General features: G+C 39.2%; 26 protein-coding genes. 16 read left to right on the forward strand and 10 right to left on the reverse strand.

The genetic code is table 11. From position 1 onward, the window contains the following. Position 1: 1 nt before the first annotated feature. The 12 genes from AC787_RS11300 to AC787_RS11355 all read left to right on the forward strand — a co-directional run bounded on the left by AC787_RS11300 (position 2) and on the right by AC787_RS11355 (position 10,361). Positions 2-688 carry an HAD family hydrolase gene (locus AC787_RS11300; protein ID WP_054024878.1) on the forward strand — a complete coding sequence of 229 codons (687 nt, stop codon included), beginning with the start codon at positions 2-4 and terminating at the stop codon, positions 686-688. Positions 689-796: 108 nt separating this feature from the next. After that, positions 797-1,546 carry a phosphoribosylformimino-5-aminoimidazole carboxamide ribotide isomerase gene (gene hisA, locus AC787_RS11305; RefSeq protein ID WP_054024879.1) on the forward strand — a complete coding sequence of 250 codons (750 nt, stop codon included), beginning with the start codon at positions 797-799 and terminating at the stop codon, positions 1,544-1,546. 58 nt (positions 1,547-1,604) lie between these two features. Continuing rightward, positions 1,605-3,392 carry an SgrR family transcriptional regulator gene (locus AC787_RS11310; protein ID WP_054024880.1) on the forward strand — a complete coding sequence of 596 codons (1,788 nt, stop codon included), beginning with the start codon at positions 1,605-1,607 and terminating at the stop codon, positions 3,390-3,392. Between the two features lie 41 nt (positions 3,393-3,433). Next, positions 3,434-4,369 (forward strand): aminoglycoside phosphotransferase family protein, encoded by a 936-nt coding sequence (locus tag AC787_RS11315; RefSeq protein WP_054024881.1) that lies wholly within the window; start codon positions 3,434-3,436, stop codon positions 4,367-4,369. Beyond that, positions 4,366-4,788 carry a hypothetical protein gene (locus AC787_RS11320; RefSeq protein WP_054024882.1) on the forward strand — a complete coding sequence of 141 codons (423 nt, stop codon included), beginning with the start codon at positions 4,366-4,368 and terminating at the stop codon, positions 4,786-4,788. The genes AC787_RS11315 and AC787_RS11320 overlap by 4 nt, the downstream gene beginning before the upstream one ends. A 221-nt stretch (positions 4,789-5,009) precedes the next feature. Then, positions 5,010-5,405, forward strand: coding sequence for a GNAT family N-acetyltransferase (locus AC787_RS11325; protein ID WP_054024883.1), 396 nt, complete (start codon positions 5,010-5,012; stop codon positions 5,403-5,405). Positions 5,406-5,626: 221 nt separating this feature from the next. Further along, positions 5,627-6,595 (forward strand): iron-hydroxamate ABC transporter substrate-binding protein, encoded by a 969-nt coding sequence (locus tag AC787_RS11330; RefSeq protein ID WP_054024884.1) that lies wholly within the window; start codon positions 5,627-5,629, stop codon positions 6,593-6,595. A 146-nt stretch (positions 6,596-6,741) separates the two neighbouring features. Next, entirely contained in the window at positions 6,742-7,116 is a 375-nt protein-coding gene (locus AC787_RS11335) for a glyoxalase superfamily protein (protein WP_054024885.1), read from the forward strand. Positions 7,117-7,154: 38 nt separating this feature from the next. Continuing rightward, a complete protein-coding gene (locus AC787_RS11340) occupies positions 7,155-7,958 on the forward strand; it encodes an inositol monophosphatase family protein (RefSeq protein ID WP_054024886.1) in 804 nt (267 codons plus the stop codon). Positions 7,959-8,039: 81 nt separating this feature from the next. After that, positions 8,040-8,771, forward strand: a complete 732-nt coding sequence (locus AC787_RS11345) for a ZIP family metal transporter (RefSeq protein ID WP_054024887.1) — start codon at positions 8,040-8,042, stop codon at positions 8,769-8,771. 111 nt (positions 8,772-8,882) lie between these two features. Continuing rightward, a complete protein-coding gene (locus AC787_RS11350; RefSeq protein WP_054024888.1) occupies positions 8,883-9,845 on the forward strand; it encodes a nucleoside hydrolase in 963 nt (320 codons plus the stop codon). Between the two features lie 3 nt (positions 9,846-9,848). Next, positions 9,849-10,361 (forward strand): acyl-CoA thioesterase, encoded by a 513-nt coding sequence (locus tag AC787_RS11355; RefSeq protein ID WP_054024889.1) that lies wholly within the window; start codon positions 9,849-9,851, stop codon positions 10,359-10,361. 464 nt (positions 10,362-10,825) lie between these two features. Here AC787_RS11355 and AC787_RS35065 read toward each other — a convergent pair whose 3' ends face one another. Then, positions 10,826-10,954, reverse strand: coding sequence for a hypothetical protein (locus AC787_RS35065; protein WP_268760168.1), 129 nt, complete (start codon positions 10,952-10,954; stop codon positions 10,826-10,828). Positions 10,955-11,116: 162 nt separating this feature from the next. Between AC787_RS35065 and AC787_RS11360 the strand changes: the two genes are divergently transcribed. The 4 genes from AC787_RS11360 to AC787_RS11370 all read left to right on the forward strand — a co-directional run bounded on the left by AC787_RS11360 (position 11,117) and on the right by AC787_RS11370 (position 13,688). Beyond that, positions 11,117-11,770, forward strand: a complete 654-nt coding sequence (locus AC787_RS11360; protein WP_235560952.1) for a phosphatase PAP2 family protein — start codon at positions 11,117-11,119, stop codon at positions 11,768-11,770. Positions 11,771-11,777: 7 nt separating this feature from the next. After that, positions 11,778-11,897, forward strand: a complete 120-nt coding sequence (locus AC787_RS33205) for a phosphatase PAP2 family protein (protein WP_082360712.1) — start codon at positions 11,778-11,780, stop codon at positions 11,895-11,897. A gap of 89 nt (positions 11,898-11,986) precedes the next feature. Next, on the forward strand, positions 11,987-12,283 hold the full coding sequence (locus tag AC787_RS11365) for a hypothetical protein (RefSeq protein WP_054024890.1): 297 nt from the start codon (positions 11,987-11,989) through the stop codon (positions 12,281-12,283). Positions 12,284-12,746: 463 nt separating this feature from the next. After that, positions 12,747-13,688, forward strand: coding sequence for an alpha/beta fold hydrolase (locus AC787_RS11370; RefSeq protein WP_054024891.1), 942 nt, complete (start codon positions 12,747-12,749; stop codon positions 13,686-13,688). 855 nt (positions 13,689-14,543) lie between these two features. On the opposite strand, the gene AC787_RS11375 is transcribed toward AC787_RS11370, so the two are convergent. The 9 genes from AC787_RS11375 to AC787_RS11410 all read right to left on the reverse strand — a co-directional run bounded on the left by AC787_RS11375 (position 14,544) and on the right by AC787_RS11410 (position 20,324). Next, entirely contained in the window at positions 14,544-14,984 is a 441-nt protein-coding gene (locus tag AC787_RS11375) for an ATP-binding protein (protein WP_054024892.1), read from the reverse strand. A gap of 151 nt (positions 14,985-15,135) precedes the next feature. After that, entirely contained in the window at positions 15,136-16,056 is a 921-nt protein-coding gene (locus tag AC787_RS11380; RefSeq protein ID WP_152970554.1) for an IS3 family transposase, read from the reverse strand. Beyond that, the gene (locus tag AC787_RS11385) at positions 16,014-16,691 is read right to left on the reverse strand and encodes a helix-turn-helix domain-containing protein (RefSeq protein WP_054022964.1); all 678 of its coding nucleotides are present in this window, start codon (positions 16,689-16,691) and stop codon (positions 16,014-16,016) included. Before AC787_RS11385 ends, AC787_RS11380 begins: the two co-directional genes overlap by 43 nt. Before the next feature lie 142 nt (positions 16,692-16,833). Then, complete coding sequence (locus tag AC787_RS11390) at positions 16,834-17,430, reverse strand: hypothetical protein (protein WP_054024893.1); 597 nt, start codon at positions 17,428-17,430, stop codon at positions 16,834-16,836. 284 nt (positions 17,431-17,714) lie between these two features. Beyond that, the gene (locus AC787_RS11395; protein ID WP_054024894.1) at positions 17,715-17,981 is read right to left on the reverse strand and encodes a hypothetical protein; all 267 of its coding nucleotides are present in this window, start codon (positions 17,979-17,981) and stop codon (positions 17,715-17,717) included. Positions 17,982-18,113: 132 nt separating this feature from the next. Next, positions 18,114-18,842, reverse strand: a complete 729-nt coding sequence (locus AC787_RS11400; protein WP_054024895.1) for a hypothetical protein — start codon at positions 18,840-18,842, stop codon at positions 18,114-18,116. Positions 18,843-19,042: 200 nt separating this feature from the next. After that, entirely contained in the window at positions 19,043-19,444 is a 402-nt protein-coding gene (locus AC787_RS11405) for a hypothetical protein (RefSeq protein ID WP_054024896.1), read from the reverse strand. A gap of 74 nt (positions 19,445-19,518) precedes the next feature. Continuing rightward, the gene (locus tag AC787_RS33210; RefSeq protein WP_082360974.1) at positions 19,519-19,692 is read right to left on the reverse strand and encodes a WecB/TagA/CpsF family glycosyltransferase; all 174 of its coding nucleotides are present in this window, start codon (positions 19,690-19,692) and stop codon (positions 19,519-19,521) included. Next, on the reverse strand, positions 19,689-20,324 hold the full coding sequence (locus tag AC787_RS11410; protein ID WP_235560953.1) for a hypothetical protein: 636 nt from the start codon (positions 20,322-20,324) through the stop codon (positions 19,689-19,691). Before AC787_RS11410 ends, AC787_RS33210 begins: the two co-directional genes overlap by 4 nt. Positions 20,325-20,363: the final 39 nt, after the last annotated feature.

Raw genomic sequence — 20,363 nt, forward strand, 5'->3', positions numbered from 1 at the left:
GTTGATTAAAGCGTTAGTTTTTGATTTTGACGGTCTTATTGTTGATACAGAAACACCATCCTATTATGCTTTTCGTCAAGTTTATGAGGAGTATGGGGTAGAACTTCCTGTGACGTTGTATGCCAAATGTGTTGGGACGTCCTTGGATCATTTTAACCCTTATACTTATATTGCGGATTGTGTTACTGAAACAATAGATTTACAAGTTGTAAAAACCAAATTTAAAGCGATATATGCAGAGCTTCTTAAGTCAGCAGAGATTCGCCCTGGCGTTATAGACTACCTGGATGAGGCAAAGCGATTGAACCTCAAGATCGCGCTAGCATCCAGCTCACAGCTTGCATGGATAAAGCCTTATTTGATTAAACATCAATTAGGCGATTATTTTGACAGCTTTAGTACGGCTGATGAGGTCGAAAAGGTTAAACCAGATCCAGAGCTGTATCTGCTGGCCTTGCAAAAACTTGGTGTTGAAGCCAAAGAAACCATTTCATTCGAGGATTCTCTAAACGGCTATTTAGCAGCAAAAGCAGCGGGACTTTGTACAGTCATCGTTCCGAACGAGCTAACGAAGGATTTTGCTTTCAGCGATTATGATTTACGCATTCCTTCAATGGCGGATAGAAGCTTATCTGAGGTTATTGAAACGATCCAATTAAAGTCACAACATACAGTTGAAAAGCGGTAAATGGTTTATACACCAAGATTACGTAATATAGTTGATTTACATAGACCATTAGGTTATTTTTCATATAAGGATATTCATACTTAGAACATACAGAATTGAGGAATGAAATTGAAATTTAGACCTTGCATCGATTTGCATGACGGTAAAGTGAAACAAATTGTCGGAGAGACACTGAATGCCGAAATAATAGAAAACTTTGTATCCAAACAAGATTCTGCTTATTATGCAGAGCTGTTTCAGAAGGACGCGCTCACGGGCGGCCACGTCATCATGCTTGGCGGCGGTAATGAGGAAGCTGCAGTTCGTGCCCTTGAGCAATATCCCGGTGGCTTGCAAATTGGCGGTGGCATTACTGCGGATAATGCAGCTTTTTATTTGGAGAAGGGCGCATCGCATATTATTGTTACTTCCTATATTTTCAAAGATGGTCAGCTTAATGAGGATCATCTTGCAAAAATCGTCGCTGAAGTTGGGAAAGACCGATTAGTCATCGATCTTAGCTGCAAGGAGAAGGACGGGCAATGGTTTGTTGTGACGAATCAATGGAAGCAATTCAGCGAATTCGTAGTGAACAAACAAAACATCTCGTTTCTCGAGCAGTATTGCAACGAGTTTCTTGTTCATGCTGTGGATGTAGAAGGCAAGCAGAGCGGCATTCAGCAAAGTCTTGTAAGCTCATTAGCTGATTGGGTAACCATTCCGACAACCTATGCCGGCGGGGCGAGATCGATTGCGGATATGGATCAATTTAATGAGCTTTCACACGGCAAGCTGGATATTACGATCGGCAGCGCGCTTGATATTTTTGGCGGGAATTTATCCTATGAGGAAGTTGTTGCTTACAGTAAAAAAGCTTAGAGAGAAAACAGCAACGAAGCATGTATGCTGGAGCTTCGTTTCCTAGGTGGTGTTAAGGATGGATGTGGAAGATTATTATTGCAGGTTAAGAAACACATTTCCGGCCAACCCAGAACGCGAGCCAATTTTTTTATCTATGGAACGAATCTGCGACATATTGTCCTGCACACGCAGAAATGTACAAATCCTTTTGACAAAAATGATTGAAAAAAGTTATATCGAATGGTTGCCTGGACGTGGCCGCGGCAATCTATCCCAAATTGTTTTTCTTGTTTCTTACCGGGATATCATTCTCGCCAAAGCGAAGAGTCTAGTAGAGAAGGGCAAGATCAACGAGGCTTGGAGTATGCTTGAGATGCTGCAGGATCCAGCTGTAAAATCCGAAATCATGACATGGTTGTCTGAGTTATTTGGAGTGAAGCGGGATATGGAGGAGAAGGATGTACTGAGGTTCCCATTTTATCGTCCTCTCCTTCGTTTAGATCCTGCTTTCGTCACTCGTCGCATGGAGACGCATTGGATAGAACAGATTTTTAATACATTGGTCAGGTATTCAAATCAGGATGGGAAATTCCACCCTCAGCTAGCTCATTTCTGGGAAAGCAACGATATGAAAACGAGTTGGACGTTTTTTTTGCGTAAAGGTGTTCGTTTTCACAATGATAAGCTAATGACCTCGCGAGACGTCGCATTTACTTTTCAAAGACTGTTAGCAAGATCGCCTTCAGAGTGGCTAACGTCCAAGATTAAGGAAATAAGAGAAACGAGCAAGTACAGCATTAGCTTTGAGCTAAACGAGCCTAACGCGCTATTTCTTCATTTTCTTTGTACGGAACGATATTCCATTGTACCTGAAATGCTGGATGGTACTGGCTCTGATCATCATTTTGCGGTAATGCCCATTGGGACTGGACCATTCAAAATTACAAAAAACAATGAGTCTATGCTCGTTGCAGAGGCGAATGAGTATTATTTGGAAGGTTGTCCGCATCTGGATCGCATTGAAATGTGGGTGTGGCCAAACTATGAGGAAAATCAAGAGCAGCTGCAGGCAGATCGGGAAGATCAGCTGGTTTATTTTGAAGCGCAAATCAAAGAGAGTTTAAGACCAGCGCTGGCGCAGTTGGAAAAAGGCAGCACTTTTATTACTATTAATACAGCTAAAAACGGCATAACTCAGCAAATGAAGTTCCGCCAAGCTTTGCACTACGGAATAGACAGACAGCAAATGATCCGCGAATTAGGCGGTATCAGGCACCAGCCTTCAAGCGGCTTTAATTTAGAGGAAACAGATAAGGCTTTCTTCAACGCTTATGACATACAACTAGCGATAAAATTGCTCGAAGAATCGGGTTACAAGGGCGAGACTATCACTTTATACACATATGAAATGCCTGCGAATGATCAAACTTCGAAATGGCTGCAAAAAGTATGCAGACTTTTAGGCATTTCACTAGAAATCGTAAAGCTTTCGCTCGAAGAGCTTGCTAATCCCGAAACCATCATTCAAGCAGATATGATACTAAGCGGGGAAGTACTCGGTGAGCAGCCCGATATTTCGCTTATTGAGATGTATATGTCAAAGGACAGTTTTATTACGAATCATCTGGGAACTGTCGACAAATCGAATATCTATCAACAAATTTCGAATTGTTTAAGATTTGAGAATTCGGATATTAGAATGGGTTATTTAATAAGCATACAAGAGGAGCTCAAACGAAATTACAGCTTATTGTTCTTATATCATAGCCTGCAGGTTGTAGGGCATCATCAAACGCTGCAAGGGATTTCATTAAATGCATGGGGTAAAATTGACTATAAAAACGTCTGGTTAAGAAATACTTGATTTTTAGATCGTTTTTCTATTTGGAATGACGAGGTGAGATTATGAATGAGCAGGAGCTAATAGACAACATCGTCAATGGTATAGAGACACTTCAAGGGAGCAGTCGAATTTCGAAAATAAATAAAGGTTATTCGAATGATCAAAAGTTTCGGATAGAGAAGAATGGTCAGCTCTATTTGTTGAAATGTTTCGCCTTGGATGAGCTTGCAGCTAAGCAAGCTGAATATGAAGTCATACTGAACATGCAGAAGTATGATGTCAATTGCTCTAAGCCATTAGAAATGAGTACTCTGCCAAATACGGATAGGGGATACATGCTATTAACGTATATCGATGGCCATGAAGCGACAGAAGCTATTTCTGCTTATTCAGAGGAGGTTCAGTACAAGATTGGTTTGGAAGCAGGACAAGAGCTTGCTAAGATGCATAGGTGGCATGCTCCTGCTTCCGTAACTCCTTGGTATGATCGCAAGCTTGAGAAGCATAAACGCTATATTGAGCAATATATGTCTAGTGGGGCTCGAATGAAGGATGATGCACAGTTTCTCTCCTTCATTGATCGGAATTTGCATCTGATGAAGGATCGGCCCAACGTTTTTCAGCACGATGATTTCCATGTGGGCAATTTAATCATAAAGGATGGCAGCTTGGCTGGCGTCATCGATTTTGATCGATGGGACTGGGGTGACCCCGTTCATGAATTTTTGAAGGCGGGGATGTTCAGCAGTGAAATCAGCATCCCGTTTACGATTGGAAATTTTAAAGGTTATCATGGCAAACAAGAGCCTGACGATAAGTTCTGGACCTTATACTCTCTTTACCTTGCAATGACGATTATCTCTTCAATCGTTTGGATATTGAAAGTGAGACCAGTCGAGCTCCCCATTATGATGGAGAAGCTTGAGAGAGTGCTAGAGGACCATAATCATTTTAACAGCATTGTTCCACGATGGTATTTGGAGGGTTCAAGGGTATGAGGCCGGATTATTATAAACTTATGTACGACTTTGTAAAATGGGCAGGCGGACAATCTCATATTGCAGGCATCGCCTTGGTTGGGCCATGTGCAGACGATGAGAGTGAAGAGGATTCGAATTTAAGCTTCCTCATTGTTTCTGATAAGAAGCAAAAAACAGTTGAAGCTATTCTCTATCAGTTCCAGTACGACGCTATAGAGCAAGCAACGAAAGAGGAATATGCTTTGCTAACCTCTTTAAAAGTCGAGTATGCGAGTGGATTGGAAGCGGATTTTGGCGTTGCAGACTCGGAGTGGCTACGAAGGCCATTGGAGCAAGAACTGGGTGACTTGTTAGTACAAGGCTTTAAAGTGATTTGGGAACGAGAAGAGATGTTTGACGTTATTTTGAATGCGATTGCTCATCATGCAATGGAATAAGTAAATGTGAATCTGTGTTATAGCTTGAGGCTGTCCTGAAGGTCAATGACCCTTTGGGCAGCTTTTTTTTAAGGTTCGGGGGACCCTAGTGAGTTTTATAAAGTAAACGGGTTTGATGTGACGGGCTATTGATTTGTCAAAAAAACTATCTATCCGATAAACGCATTAAGATGTATAATCATGGAAATCAACAAGCGTATATGAGGGAGAGGGGAAAAACAATGATTCATTATCAAAACGATAAAAACTTGTCCGCACAGGACCTATCGCAAGTTTTTGCAAACTCAGGCATAAAAAGGCCATACCAGGATTTAGAACGTCTGCAAAAAATGATCGATCATGCAGATATTATTATTAGTGCATGGGATAGCCATAAACTAGTCGGAATAGCTCGGGCGATTACTGACTATTCCTATTGCTGCTATCTGTCTGATTTGGCTATTGACCACGACTACCAAAGATTAGGCATCGGCAAGGAGTTGGTAGAGCGTTTAAGACAAACACTTGGTGCGGAAGTATCACTCGTCTTATTGTCTGCACCATCAGCTGTTGACTATTATCCAAGAATTGGATTTACTGCAACAGATAAAGGATTTGTCATAGCAAGAGAAAGATAGTTGTGTTGCAGATTAGATAGGGGGAGAGGGCAAAGCGATACGCCGTTAACGAAATACGATTTGAAGGATCACATACGTTAGAGAATGTAGGACAGGGACGATAAACGATGAACGCTGCTAACCTAGTTGACAATGAAAATGATAATTGTTATCATTAGGTGACTTTTGAGGTGAAACTATTTTTACTTCATGGCCATATACCGTCTACAGGGGGAAGTATCGTGATAAATCGCAACAAGAGATTTGTACTCGTACTTATGAGTTTGATCGTCCTATCTTTTTCACTAGCAGCTTGTGGAGGCAATAAAACAAATAATGCTCCTGCTGCTACAGAAGCTCCAACTGAAGCACCATCAGAAAGAAAACTAACGGATGCGCTAGGCAACGAAGTAACGATCCCTGCTAATCCGCAGCGTATCATTGCTCCTTATTTAGAAGATCACTTGGTCGCATTAGGCATTAAGCCAGTGGCACAATGGTCGGTTCCAAATGGTATTCAAGATTACCTGCATGACACGCTTGCTGATGTACCTACCATTCCGTATGATCTTCCATTCGAAGCAGTTACAAGCTTTGAACCAGACCTTATCCTTATGGCATATGATGCGAATGTTGAAGGCGATAAATTCGCGCAATATTCAAAAATTGCTCCAACCTTTACAATTGGAGATAAATTGATTGCTGACTGGCGTGCTACTTTGCTGAAAATCGGTGAGGTTTTTGGAAAGAGCACAGAAGCACAAAAAGCTTTGGATGATTATGATACAAAAGCAAAAGCTGCTAAAGAAAAATTGCAAGGTGCAATACCAGGTGAATCAGCTGCAGCCCTTTGGTTTGTACAAGGAAACTTTTATATCGTAAGTGAAAAACTATCGAGCGGTGATCTTCTTTATAATCAATTAGGTTTGACGGTTCCAGATGTTGTGAAAGAAGTTTCTGCATCAGGAACTGGAAACTGGAATCCGATTTCTCTCGAAAAATTAGCTGAACTTGATGCTGATCATTTGTTCCTCGTCAACAGTGGAACAGAAGCGGATTCTAAAGCACTGAGCGATCCTATCTGGCAGAACATACCTGCAGTGAAAAACGGTAAAATTTATGAGTACCCAGGCACATCAAGCTGGTTGTACGCAGGTACGATTGCTTACTCGCAAGTCATTGATGATGTATTGGAAAGCATTGTGAAATAATAGCAGTTAAAATGAGAAAAGGACTGTACCTACATGCACAATGTGCATTAGGTTACAGTCCTTTTCTCTATTGTAAGCCTTCCGTACCCTTTGAAATCCATGTATAATCGTGGAAGATAGGACACTGGAAAAGGATGTGTAAACCAATGACTTTTCATATGAAGCCAATCGTTCCAATTCTTCGTATATTTGATGAAGCAAAAGCACGAGACTTTTATTTCAATTTCTTGGATTTTAAATGCGATTGGGAGCATCGTTTTGAACCAGACTTGCCCCTTTATATGCAAATCTCCAATGGGGATTGTGTAATCCATTTATCTGAGCATTACGGCGATTGTACGCCTGGCTCAGCAATACGCATCGAGGTTGATAATGCCAAGGCACTGCAAGAACATTTATTAGCCAAAAAATATAATTTTGCTAGACCTGGATTTGATGGTGAATGGAATCAAGTGAGCATTACAGATCCTTTTGGCAATCGTCTACACTTCTATACTACAAAGTCTGAGGACATTAGTTAAGTTCTGTTGAAAGTCAAACAAGTGAAGGGGCCTAAATCATGGATCAAATGATTATTAATATAGCTAGAGAGGTCGCCATTGCTGCAGCTTATGAAGCGGGCCGGCTTACTCGCGAGAAATTCGGGACGTTGGATCATTATGAAGAAAAGGGTGATCATGGCGATATTGTTACGGAAGTCGATTATTTGGCTGAGAGCATCATCCTAAATAAAATTAGACGCGTATTTCCAGATCACCGAATTCGTTCAGAGGAGTATGGCGAAAATGATCTTATTAGCGAATGGATGTGGTTGGTCGATCCCCTTGATGGAACAAATAATTTTGCGGTAGGACTGCCTTTGTTCGGTATCTCGATTACGCTCTCTTACAACTTTAATACGGTATTAGCGGTCATTTATGAGCCGATGACGGATCGTTTATATGTTGCCTCCGCAGGCGAAGGTAGTTTATGCAATGCTAAGCCTATAAGTGTTAATGAGGCAAAAGCTTTTACTAAAGCAAGAGTCGGCTGGATACAAGGACATGCAGTACAAAATGAACAGCGTGCAGTTACACTTAGACATTACATAGACGTTAATACGAAACGGATGATGCGGCTTTGGGCTCCTACGCTGCAATGGACAATGCTCGCCAGAGGGGATTTGGATGCGATTATCGTTTATAATTCGGAAGGCGAGGATCTATATTCAGGCATTCTAATGGTTCAGGAAGCAGGTGGTGTTGTTATTGATTATGAGGGCAACCCGTTTAAGGGTGTAAATAAAAAGCCATATTTAATTGCATGTCACCCTGATCATCAATCGTACTTCATGAACCTTGTTAAAGATGGATTGGCAAAGTAAGAAAAGGATGGAATTTGCATTAATCGTACAAAATAAGGAAACAGTTTTTGGGTAGTGAACGGCCCGCTAAGGAGACACAACATGGTAGAAGCACTCATAGGAAGCTTTATCTCTGCAATGGCTACCGTGCTAGGCGCGGTTCCGCTACTCTTTGTCAAAAGTCTTTCAGAAAAATGGAAAGACATATTGATCGCTTTTACAGCTGGAATTATGGTTTCTGCGTCAACCTTTGGCTTGCTGCCGCAAGCTCTCAAGGAATCTGGTCTTATTCCACTGACGTTAGGATTGTTAATTGGGGTAATCGCACTTGACCTGATAGAAAAGAACCTTCCCCATATCGATATTGAGCAAAAGAGAGGCATCTCATCCTTCGATAGCAAGTCGCTGCTCGTCATATTTGCTTTAATCATCCACAACATTCCGGAGGGCTTAAGCACTGGCTTTAGTTATGCGAGTGCGAATGGCGGTCTTGGACCGATGGTAGCCATTGCAATTGGAGCCCAGAACATGCCAGAAGGGCTTGTCCTTGCCATATTCCTAATTCATTCCAAGGTGAGCAAGCTGAAACTTATGCTCATCGTTACGTTGACTGGACTGATGGAGGTAGTATCAGCGATAGTCGGTTATTTTGCCGCTAGTTATGTGGCTGGTCTAATTGGTTACGGGCTTGCGTTCGCTTCTGGCGCCATGCTGTTCATCGTCTATAAGGAACTGATTCCAGAGACACATGGACATGGTTATGAACGTTCAGCGACCTATTCATTTATTATAGGTCTTCTCGTGATGGTGTATATAAGTCATTTCTTTGGTTAATCATCCCAAAATCATATTCTTTTTTTAACAGAAAGCACAAACTCTTTTTTTTATTGGTTTTTGGGGTGTTATTCGTTTACAATGAACGATAGAAAAGGGAGGTATCATATTATGTCGAAGATAAACAGGATGTTGCTTGACGTTGATACAGGCATTGATGATGCTTTAGCTATTTTATATGCACTGCTTTCACCTGAGATTAAAGTAGAGGGTATTACGACTGGATTTGGGAATATCGATGTCGAACAAGCTACTGAAAACACGCTGCGCGTCATTCAAGTTGCAAATTGCGGTTATGAGGTTCCGGTTGCAAAAGGCGCATCAGGTCCGCTCAAGCGTGTGTTCCCAGGCGCTGTTGCGCATATTCACGGACATAATGGAATAGGAGATGCGATATTGCCTCCAACGCTTCAGAAGCCTTTGGATGTATCTGCTGCGGAATTCATCGTTCAGAAAGTGAATGAAAATCCGGGAGAGCTTATCCTTGTGACCGTAGGCAGACAAACGAATCTAGCCCTAGCTTTACAGCTTGATCCTTCGATTGTAACAAAATTCAAAAAGGTCGTTATTATGGGTGGAACGGTATTCGCACCAGGTAATATTACTCCGGTAAGCGAAGCGAATCTGTACGGTGATCCAGAAGCGGTAGCACTCGTATTTGAGTCGGAGCTTCCAATTACAATTGTCGGCTTAGATGTGACACAGCAGACACGACTAACAAAAGCACATATGGAGCAATTATCTCGGGAAATTGCAGATGATAAGCATGAAATCCTTGATTTCTTGAATGTCGCTTTAGAGCGTTATTTTGAATTTTATGCATTTTCTAATCACTTTGAAGGAGAATGCGCCATGCATGATCCGTTAGCTGTAATCGTTGCTATTAATCCATCACTCGTCAAAATAGAAACGATGAACGCAGTTATTGACTGTGGAGAAGGCTTAACGGCTGGGATGATTATTACTGATCGCAGAGTACGTTCAGTTGTAGGCCGTCCTGTTGATTTCTGTTTAGAAGTTGAGCAGGAGATAGCGATCTCACAACTATTATCCGTATTTAAAAAAGGGGAATAATCAATGGAGCAGAGGCATTCACGCGAGTCCAGATGTTATAAAACGGCAAGAATATTTCCCACGGACGTCAACAATCACAATACATTGTTTGGCGGGAAACTAATGGCTTATATCGATGATATTGCTTCGATTGCAGCAACCAAGCATTGCCGACGTTCAGTCGTGACGGCCTCAACGGACTCTGTTGATTTTTTGCATCCCATTAGACCTTCAGATTCGGTATGCTTAGAAGCATTCGTGACTTGGACAGGCCGAACCTCAGTAGAAGTGTTTGTGAAGGTGATCAAGGAAGATTTGTTAAGCGGTGAACGTAAGATTGCTGCTACTTCTTTTTTAACCTTTGTTGCACTGGACGAGAACCGTAAGCCTGTTCCTGTACCGCTAGTCGTACCCGAATCGGAAGAAGAGCTAAAATTGTTCGAGACTGCTCCGCACCGTGCGGACATGCGAAAAATAAGAAGAGATGAAAGTAAGAAATTCGCTGGATTTTTAACGGTTAAACATCCTTGGGACTAAAATCCTGTCGATAAAAGACTACGTCAGCATAAATAATTGCTGTCGTGGTCTTTTTTTTGTGTTTTAACGCTTAGTATTTATCTTAAATCGATTGCTTTCTTTTTTGGGAAAACGAGAGCAAAGCGGATTCTTGATAGCGGTTTATGTATAAAAGTGGTCGAATATACGGGTGTAGAACAAATGTTCTTATCAGAGGGAGCGTGAAATGCATCATAATTTTCGTGATTATGGGCAAAATTCACTTAATCGCAGGTGTGATCATAGATATTACCTTAAATTTTGGTTAAATTGACTAAAATAAGTGGTTTTTATCCCCGATATGCTCATTTCGCTGGTGGGGAACAATTGTTCTCATTTGTTGAAAATTATAAAATCCTCTGGTTGATCTTGAAACGTAAATGATCTTTTACTGGTTCAAGAATAGTTAAGGCAGCTCCTTTTATGGGGGCTGCCTTAACATTAGATTAGCAGCTTTTGTTCTTTTTCTTCGGAATAATTCCGTTGTTTCTGCTTTGCTTATCACCAAATTGATCAAGTCGAGATGGACTTGCAGCAGGTCCATCGTTGTCCGGCTTATTGTTTCTACCTGTCAATATCATCACCTCCAGCCATTATAGGGTGAGCAGGATTGGCTTATTTCATACCCACAAAAAAGCTGCGAACTGGAGCTTGTTTGTCCAATTAGACGTAGTAGTGTATATACATCATTATTTTAGCCTCGTTTATATTAATCAGAGTATGGAGAGTGTTGCAGGGTGAATTTTACTTTCGTTTTTACACGTGCATTTTTGTTAAGTCTAATGGGTGCAATAGGATTCATTTGGATATCGATTTGGATTGGAGATCAGCGTATTGCTAAGTTTGATCAGATCATTATCAGTAAAATTCAAGGAACAGAATCTGCTAATCTTACAGCTATCATGAAGTTTTTCTCAATGATCGGTTCGGGACTAGTCGTTTCCATTCTTGCAGTCATTATGCTGGTTGTTTTAGCAAAATTACAATACAGAAGGGAACTGCTCTTCTATGTAGGAATCTTGCTTGGATCGACTATTTTGAATACGGTATTGAAGTTGATCTTTCAGCGTGCCCGGCCAACGATACATCGAATTGTTGAAGTAAACGGTTATAGTTTTCCAAGTGGACATTCGATGGGTGCATTCACTTTCTACGGAATAATCGTATTTCTTCTTTGGAAGCATATCCCAAACGCTCATTCACGTATGGTTATGATTGCAATTGGTTCAGTTATGATACTTGCAATAGGGATTAGCCGAATTTATTTGGGCGTCCATTATCCAAGTGATATCGTTGGCGGATATTTGGCTAGTGGAACATGGCTGGCAATATCAATCGGATTGTACCAGTATGTACTTGAGAGACGAAGTCGTAAGTTGAAATTGATGTGAACCAACTATGGCTTCGATTATTGCCTTTTCACGCATTTGGACAGGGGTTCATTATCCAGGTGATGTTATCACGGGCGTAATAATTGGAATAGGGTCAACAGCAAGTGTACATTTGTTATTTACTTGATATAATCGAATGGTTAAGTGGTATTTTTTGTAAAGTATAAAGACTATTTGTTATAGTAGACGTTAATGACGAAGCATTGAGGAGTAAATATGAATTGTATTGCTATCCAGCATTATTATAAAGTGGAGAGAGAAATCACAAATTCAGAACAAAAAACGGTTGTGGATGAACGTCTTATGTATTTGTACAAGGAGAAGATTGTTACTAAGTACCGAGAGTTTCCCATAGCGGAAGTATTCGATTTATCTTATAAACCGATCGGTGGGACTGGCGGTATTCTTTATTTGCATACGCTGCAAGGTGTATTTTCGTATATGATATCCGCAGATCCCGCGTTTTTTATAGCAGCATATAAGGGTTTAGCCGACTCTTTTTCAAAAGAATGATTCATGTTTATCATGAACCTAATAGCGTTCTATCCCATGAAGAGACCGTCCTTGATAAAGGGCGGTCTCTAAACGTTTAGAGCGGTATTTTTTACAACGGTTTATGAAGAAGAACGAACCTTCCGTAATCTTAATGGATGCTTAATTGTTGCCTCCAGTATCGGATGAGAGTTAAGGTCTAGTTAAAGCTGCGTTATACAGGATCTAAGACTGATTTGTTAGAATGAGGGAGACAAAAGCGAAGTTATATAAATTTGTAGTTTGATATTCGGTAATGTCACCTGACAAACCGGCTGAAACAAAGAATGTAGAGGTGAAAACAGGGAGGCCCGAGGAAATGCCAGTTACGCAACATGCATGGAAGTTAACAATCTAGAATCCGAAAAGAGGACATTCTTATACGGAAGATCCGCTGATAAATCGAAAGCCATTAGATTATATGTGACATTAGGGGAGATATTGAATGATGAAAAAGATACTTAGATTTATACTTAAATCAATCATTGTTATTCTTTTAGGCATTGTAGTTTTTCTAGCTGTTGTTTTTATCGTTAATATAATCAGCAATAAAGTGGAGAAAGGGAAAATTGAATCCTATGGTCAACTTGTACCTGTAGATGGGAAAAATATAAATGTTATGATTCAAGGTAAAGGCACAGAAACGGTCGTGCTGCTGCCAGGTTATGGAACAGGAGCGCCGGCCCTTGATTTTAAACCATTAGTGGAAGAGCTAGCTCCATATTACAAAGTAGTCGTGATTGAGCCATTTGGGTATGGCTTAAGTGATGTTACTGAAAAAGAACGTACTACTGAAAATATAGTGAATGAAATTCATGAGACTTTACACCAGTTAAATATTGACCGATACACGTTGATGGGTCACTCCATTTCCGGTATTTACGGTCTAGATTATGTAAACAAATATGAGAATGAAGTTAGTGCATTTGTTGGCATAGATAGCAGCGTTCCAACACAAGGCGGTTTGGACGAACCATTTCCATCAGATATCTATAAAGTACTCAAAAAATCTGGTTTCTTGCGATTGCAAATGAAACTAACTGAGGATCAGCTTATTGCACCCAAAGTTGATGATGAAACAAGAGAGCAAATTAGAATAATCTTACTCAAAAATATGATGAATCCCAATATCATCAGTGAAGGGGAAAATTTCCAATCTAATTTTAAAGCTGCCGAAGAATTGAAATTCCCGAAAAACCTTCCAGTTATTTTCTTTTTAGAAGAGAATAATACGGATGTTGAAGGTTGGGAAGAAAAGCATGAAGAGCAGATAAAAGATTTAGTTAATGGAAAAATGATGACCTTTGAAGGCACACATTATCTACACCATACCCGATCCAAAGAGATCGTGGAAAACTTTAGGAGCTTTATGGGAAATTTAAAATAAAATAAGTATATAAAGGGTTGGATGATTCACAGGATATTGTGGATCGTTCGACTCTTTATATGTATATTATCCAATATTTGGGGATAAAACTTTATACAAGGATAACTATTAGTTGAATTGATAAACGAATCAATGACGTGCTCAAATTAATGAAACACTTAAGTATTCATTAATTCAAACGACAATGAAATAAACATTTCACGGATAGATCATCAAATAAACGATTAAACGATTAAGAAAGTTCAATAAGACAATTATGCAAAAGAGTTATGAAACAATTCATATTCAGATCGTTATGAGCTGCATGACTGCATGAATAGAAGACACTTAAACAAACATAGTTACAAAGTTAAAAAGGGTTTACATGGATTGATAAACCCGAGTCTGTATGTGGTTTCTTTAATACTTCTTCACAAAACTCGTATTTTATACATATGTCACTGTATTGGCTTTAGGCCTTATCCTATATAGATTTACATGGCTTGTGTCACAATCTATCTTGTATTCTCAGCATTGTTATTTTGTCACTTCCTCTTAAGTTAGTGATTTTGGCATTTGATTAAACCTCTTCTAATAAAAAAGCTGAATCCATACCCTACCTGGACTCAGCATTTTTAAAACTTATTATATTTATTGGAATCAGTTATTGATTTGTACTTCAATGGATGTTTCGTTATTGGAAGTTAGAAACCAATTGTTTCAGTTGTAGGATCGATGGAACGATTCGAATTGAAAAAAATACTTACCATTGAAATGGAATTTTTTTATCCGGCTGCCGTCGTGTTTTATTAAGTGTTTTATTAAGTTAATGTTACCCGTTAGTTTAAGTACATTATTTCATAATCTTTGCTTCAATCAATCAACTATACATACTTTATGAAACCCTTCAGACACCGTTGGAATTTCCAGACTATTGTGCATTTTCATTATAGCAGTATCAGAAACTGGCTTATCTCTTAGACTGTTTCTTTTACGGCAAACCTCAATCGGTGTGTTTATGTAATAGCTAATTTTTTCACAGTTAGAATATCTCTTTAAAGCAGCTACTCTTGTTACTGATGCAACATTTGTAGCATCAAGTATGACACTAATTCCCTTTGTTATATTATTAAATGCCCTAGAATATAATTCATTAAATACAATAGGATCATTCTTTTCTTCATAACCACCGGGAAATAACTCTTCTTTTAATGCATCCGAAGACAGTATTACCGCAGTTTCTTTAATAGCTAATTCCTTTGCGAATGTAGATTTCCCTGCTCCGGGCAAGCCAACTAACATGATTAACTTAGGCATATCATTTCCCTCTCTTTCTTTTGTCTTCGATAAGATCCAACACTTCTAGACACACCTCCTAGTCCCTCTCCTCTCAATTTGTCTGAATATAACAGTATCACTATTCTGAACTGCACCCCGTCAAGTAGACAGTACAAATAATAAAAATCAGTTAAGCGGCCTTGTTCCTAAATTCCATTGGACTAAGGCCGTTTAATTTTGCTTGTAATCGTTCGTTATTGTAAAAATGGATGTAGTTCTCGACGTCCTTCTTGAGATCCTGAAAGGTTTCGTACTTGTGTAAATAGTACTTCTCACATTTTAGAGTCCCCCAGAAGGATTCCATTGGGCCGTTATCGATGCATCGACCAACTCGAGACATGCTCTGAAACAGCTCATTTTTGTCCAAGAGCTTTTTGAAGTCCAACGATGTGTATTGAAATCCACGATCACTGTGAAGCATTGGTTTGCTTCCTGGAGCTGCTTGCAAGGCTTGCTTCAACGTCTGAAATACTAACGGATTGTTATTGGAATGTCCCAGAACATAGGAGACGATGGATTTATCATGGAGATCTAGAATAGCGCTTAAATACGCTTTTTGACCATGTCCATATTTGAATTCGGTCACATCCGTGACCCACTTCTCATTTGGTGCTGTAGCCTCAAACTTACGGTTTAACATATTCTCCGCCACTTGCTGCGGAGTGGAGCGCACATATTTCGCTCTCTTCCTGCGAATTACAGACTGAATACCCCTTAGCTTCATCAACCGGTATACACGTTTATGGTTGATCGTTTTTCCGGTTTGCTTGCGCATATGCAGAGTCAATTGGCGGTATCCGAAGGTACGCTCCACTTTCTCGTAGATGGATAGCATTACCTGTGTCAACTGCTCATTCTCCAGCTCGCAAGCGCTGGGTTTGCGATTTAGCCATTTGTAATAGCTCGAGCGTGCAATTCCCGCAATTTCACAGAGAAGCTGTATACTTAATGACTCATCCTTATGAAGCGCTTGAATGGCGAGATAGACCGTTTCCTGTCGAATATGTCCTAGCGTCGCCTTCTTTCGAGTTCCTCTAACTTTTTTAAGAATGCATTTTCGGCCCGAAGGCGTTCAATTTCGTGCTCCATTTGCTTCATCTTGAGTTTCTGTTGATCGGCCTCCGTTAACTCTTCTAGAGCTTTCTTTCTCCCACGGCCATCTTTTAATGCTTCCTGATCACCATCTTCAAACTTCTTCACCCATTGATATACTTGCTGGTAAGAGACCTGAAATTGTCCCGCTGTCTTTTGGTAGTCATGCTGATTYGTTAGGCAATACTGGACGATCTCTATCCGTTCCTGCCATGTTGTAGAGCGACCTTTTGTCATAGCTTTTGCTTCCCCTTTGTAGGTTTTTAAGCTGCTATGACCATTATACTTCTTTATCCATTCGGAGAGCTGTGTTGTGCTGGAGATCTTGTATTTATCGATGATCTGGTACTTAGACAATTTCCCCTCAAGGTAATCTTTCACTGCTTGAAGCTTGAGTTCAGCACTATAACTTCGGTTATGTGTATGGCGCTCCAGCCCTTCATAACCGTACAGCTTATAGCGACGTTGCCATTTCATCAATGTTGTATTGTTAATCTTATATTTCTTAGCAGCAGCTAGAAAACCAATCTCTCCACTAGAAACTTCTTCAATGATATTGAGTTTTTCTAGCGCATTATATTTCCCTCCGACCATGAAAAAGCTCCCCTTACAGTTACAGGTTTTATTTTTTTACCTGTCTACCGTAGGGGGAGCATATCATCAGCAAACTACTCCTTATTTGTTTAACTATCGTTACCCGTTAGCGTAACTGTCGGACAAAAACTTGATCCATTTCCTACTTATCCTTATCCTGTGATAAAGCCCTCACTTTGCTGATGAGGGAATCGATCCATTCCATCAGCCGATCAAAATCAATCACGTTATTTGGAGGGAGGTTCTTTTCGTTCACCAGTAAACACTTCAACTTGCGCCAAAAAATACGAACAGCATTCAGAATCGCCAGAAAGAACGGTACAGCTGGCAGTTTGGCATTCACAAATACGTGATCAGGATACTCGTTGCCTACTTTAAATTGAACAAGCCCTTCACTCAGCAGCTCCATCTCCATAATAACAGGATCAATCCCGTACATCCGCTGCACGCATCCATCATGGATTATCGCGTCGATAGCGTGTAGATAATCGTTCCACAGATCAAGAGCACTTGGGACATTAAAGCCCAACACGGTTTCGTTGCCATCCTTCAAAATCAAGGTCATTTGTATATGTATCGGAGTGAAGTTCTTACCATTCAAGAGTTCCCGAACTGCCTCCACATTATCTGGGTCTATGTAGGTATGCTCGGGAAAATGGGTATATATTTCTCCCCAACGAGCACCGTATTCTTTTTCTATGCTTGCTCTCATTTTTGCAAGATAAATTTTCGCTTCCATTATTTAGATTTACCTGCCAGAAAGAAGAATCAGCCTTTCTGCGGTGTCCTTTCCTCCACTATTCATCCTGCTGTAGCTCAAAAGTTTCAGAATTGCATATAAAGCCTCTTTTTATTGAACCATGCTTAATGTCTTTGCAAATGTTCCTAATTTGAAATATTCACGACTTGATTAAGATATCCTGCCCGTTACTTCAACGGAAATAAAAAGGAGTCGCTACAAAGAAGCTCCTGCACTATCGTTACCCGTTAGTTGAACCACCTGTTATGTGTTTATCGGTCCCATCAACGTTCGATTATATACTTCTCCCAGTGTTTGATTTCGTCATCATCAGGTTCGATCAGTAGTTCATCACTTGAAGATGCTTTTTCAGCATTATGAACATAATTAGGATGTTCCCAAGTTGATTCACATTCACTACAACATAGAATTAACTTGTTTGATTTAGCTTCTTTTAAAATTTCAACCCAGCCCTGATCACAAATCACACACCATTTTACTTTGTTTTTGTAGTAATTAATACTAATCATCCTATCTGTCATAGAAGTCATTCTTTAAACTATCCTGCCCGTTAGCTTAATAAAATGAGCAGGCCACCGTAGCGCCTGCTCATCATGTGTGGTATTCAACTATCGTGTCCCGTTAGTTCAATTCCCAAGTTTCCTAATTAAACCCTTATATTTTTATTTATAAGATTTAATGGTCCATTCATTGTTTTTATATACGAGCCAATATTCCGACCTAGCCTTTGCTTTATGTCTTTCCATGTTATTATAAACATCATCAAAGTCGTTAATCTTACCAATAACGTTAAATGGAATTTCAACACCGTTTCGAGATTTGATAATTCTATATAAATCAATCAATACTCCATCTTTAGCTAATAGAGCCAGTTCCTTTCCAACCTCTAAACTAAGGGGTAATACATTCTTCTTATATGACTTCAATCTAAATGAAATCAACTGCCGCAATACATCAATGTAATGATTTATATCTTTGTAAAAAACTTTGTTGAACCAACCATCATCATGTGCCAAATATACAATTTTATTATCAAGTTTATCGAAAAAGGGGCTTGCTAGTGGTTGTTTATAGTGACCCAAATACAACAACTCTGCTTTCTCCTGTGGTTCCAGATTATCCAGGGCACTGACATCATTAAAATCTACCCAACAAAAATCACCATAAGAATGTACATTTTCATTGTAAAGTTCATTTAAATTTTCATTAATAACAAATTCTAATCCGAGACCAGAATGAAAGTCTTCACCTGCATACTCAGATGCAAGGAGCAAGATATTTTCTAAGTCAAAAGTAAGACAACTTATAAAATCATTGAACTCAATTCCCATTGATGAAACAGACTGTTCATCCTCATAATAAATCATGTAAATGACATCTTTTGTTTTCATCTGAACCCCCTCGAAATAGTATCTTAGTAAGATATTATAATCACCAAAAACGATACTCACACCTAATGCATACAATACCACATATTGGAACTATTCTGCCCGTTAGCTTAACAAAGAAATGAGCAGCTGCCGTAGCAAACTGCTCTTTGTATGTTCAACTATCATTAGCCATTAGCTTAAAAAATAGTGCACAGTTAAAATTAACTTTTATTTAAAAGTATCAGTCTTTTAGCAAAATAATTTTTTTCAATTATTCTTTTCACTAAACCATATTTATTTGTTTCGAATAGGTTATCGTTTTCTACTGACAGGATAGTTATGGGTTTATCTGTTGTCGTAGTTCCTTGTTGGATACTTATTATTAAATTTGAATGTACTTTGTTTGACTTTTTCAGAGGTTCAGAGTTTGAATGAATGGTTTCTCCTTTAATATTAATTCTCCCTGCTTCATTACGCCACCATTTAAATGTTTCGATTTCGGAGAGTGACCAATTTAGGTATTCTATCCACCCTTCTCCGGATTCAAGAAAGTAAATTATCTCATCACTTGTTCCTGGTGCAAATAAAGCATCTGCAGACCATGCTCCGACTATTTCATCCATATGTTTTAACCTCTATAGTTATCAATTTTTTCTCAACTATCGTTTCCCGTTAGTTCAACATACAACGTTTAAAATTATCTTCGCTCTCTATATAACAGTGCTCTTATAGCAAAGCGAGGTAAAATCAATTGTCTTTTCCATCTTGATGGCTGTTGGATTAATCTATACAGCCATTTAACATTCAGTCTTTTCCAACTTTCAGGAGTTTCCTTTACTTTTCCGGTAACTACATCGTAAATCGATTTTATTGCACCTTCACTGCCTCTCTTTTCTTTACATCAACTTCAAACTTTTCATCCGGAAAGGGGAATTTGGATGACGTGTGCAATATATATATATCTGCCTCTGATGTCGCTTCCAACATAATCCAATGATTATTCTTCTCTACGAACAGTACAACAATCTCTTTCAGAGGTATGTCTAATGGAATACGTATTTCTTCATCCGTTGAAGTACTTTTAAGATATAGACGAGCATAACTATTCTTTTGAAATAAATTAATTAGCTCAAGTTGATATTCATATGTATTATCCGATGTAATTTGTAATGTGTCAGTTGTAACCTCCTCTTCTAACCATCCATTAGTGTCTACGTACTTAAACAATGTTGGACTTAAGGATAGCATACATAAAATCATTATAGAAACAGCAACTATTCTCCATGGAGATGAAGGAATCCATCCTTTGAAAAGTAAAATTATTGATAAAGTAATTAACATTATTGATGGTATTCCAAAATAGGAAAAAATTATGGTTGATATTAAATCCATTCCTCTTTGGAAACTTGCTGTCGTTCCAAAGATAAACCACATAACGGCGGATAGATTAATTAAAATAGCTAATATCCATATAACTCTTATTAAGAGCCGCAATAATATCACCCCTTTTTTATACTTATTAGAATTATATAAGGACTGCTA

The sequence above is a fragment of the Bacillus sp. FJAT-28004 genome (assembly GCF_001280845.1).
GTDB lineage: Bacteria > Bacillota > Bacilli > Paenibacillales > Paenibacillaceae > Pristimantibacillus.

Coding starts and splice junctions, on each gene's coding strand:
- AC787_RS11390 (WP_054024893.1), bottom strand. CDS start 17,430: ATGGAAGCGAAAATTTATCTTGCAAAAATGAGAGCAAGCATAGAAAAA.
- AC787_RS11310 (WP_054024880.1), top strand. CDS start 1,605: ATGGATGTGGAAGATTATTATTGCAGGTTAAGAAACACATTTCCGGCC.
- AC787_RS11350 (WP_054024888.1), top strand. CDS start 8,883: ATGTCGAAGATAAACAGGATGTTGCTTGACGTTGATACAGGCATTGAT.
- AC787_RS11365 (WP_054024890.1), top strand. CDS start 11,987: ATGAATTGTATTGCTATCCAGCATTATTATAAAGTGGAGAGAGAAATC.
- AC787_RS11320 (WP_054024882.1), top strand. CDS start 4,366: ATGAGGCCGGATTATTATAAACTTATGTACGACTTTGTAAAATGGGCA.
- AC787_RS11370 (WP_054024891.1), top strand. CDS start 12,747: ATGATGAAAAAGATACTTAGATTTATACTTAAATCAATCATTGTTATT.
- AC787_RS11340 (WP_054024886.1), top strand. CDS start 7,155: ATGGATCAAATGATTATTAATATAGCTAGAGAGGTCGCCATTGCTGCA.
- AC787_RS11335 (WP_054024885.1), top strand. CDS start 6,742: ATGACTTTTCATATGAAGCCAATCGTTCCAATTCTTCGTATATTTGAT.
- AC787_RS33205 (WP_082360712.1), top strand. CDS start 11,778: ATGGCTTCGATTATTGCCTTTTCACGCATTTGGACAGGGGTTCATTAT.
- AC787_RS11355 (WP_054024889.1), top strand. CDS start 9,849: ATGGAGCAGAGGCATTCACGCGAGTCCAGATGTTATAAAACGGCAAGA.
- AC787_RS11315 (WP_054024881.1), top strand. CDS start 3,434: ATGAATGAGCAGGAGCTAATAGACAACATCGTCAATGGTATAGAGACA.
- AC787_RS11395 (WP_054024894.1), bottom strand. CDS start 17,981: ATGACTTCTATGACAGATAGGATGATTAGTATTAATTACTACAAAAAC.
- AC787_RS11325 (WP_054024883.1), top strand. CDS start 5,010: ATGATTCATTATCAAAACGATAAAAACTTGTCCGCACAGGACCTATCG.
- AC787_RS11400 (WP_054024895.1), bottom strand. CDS start 18,842: ATGAAAACAAAAGATGTCATTTACATGATTTATTATGAGGATGAACAG.
- AC787_RS11345 (WP_054024887.1), top strand. CDS start 8,040: ATGGTAGAAGCACTCATAGGAAGCTTTATCTCTGCAATGGCTACCGTG.
- AC787_RS11405 (WP_054024896.1), bottom strand. CDS start 19,444: ATGGATGAAATAGTCGGAGCATGGTCTGCAGATGCTTTATTTGCACCA.
- AC787_RS11375 (WP_054024892.1), bottom strand. CDS start 14,984: ATGCCTAAGTTAATCATGTTAGTTGGCTTGCCCGGAGCAGGGAAATCT.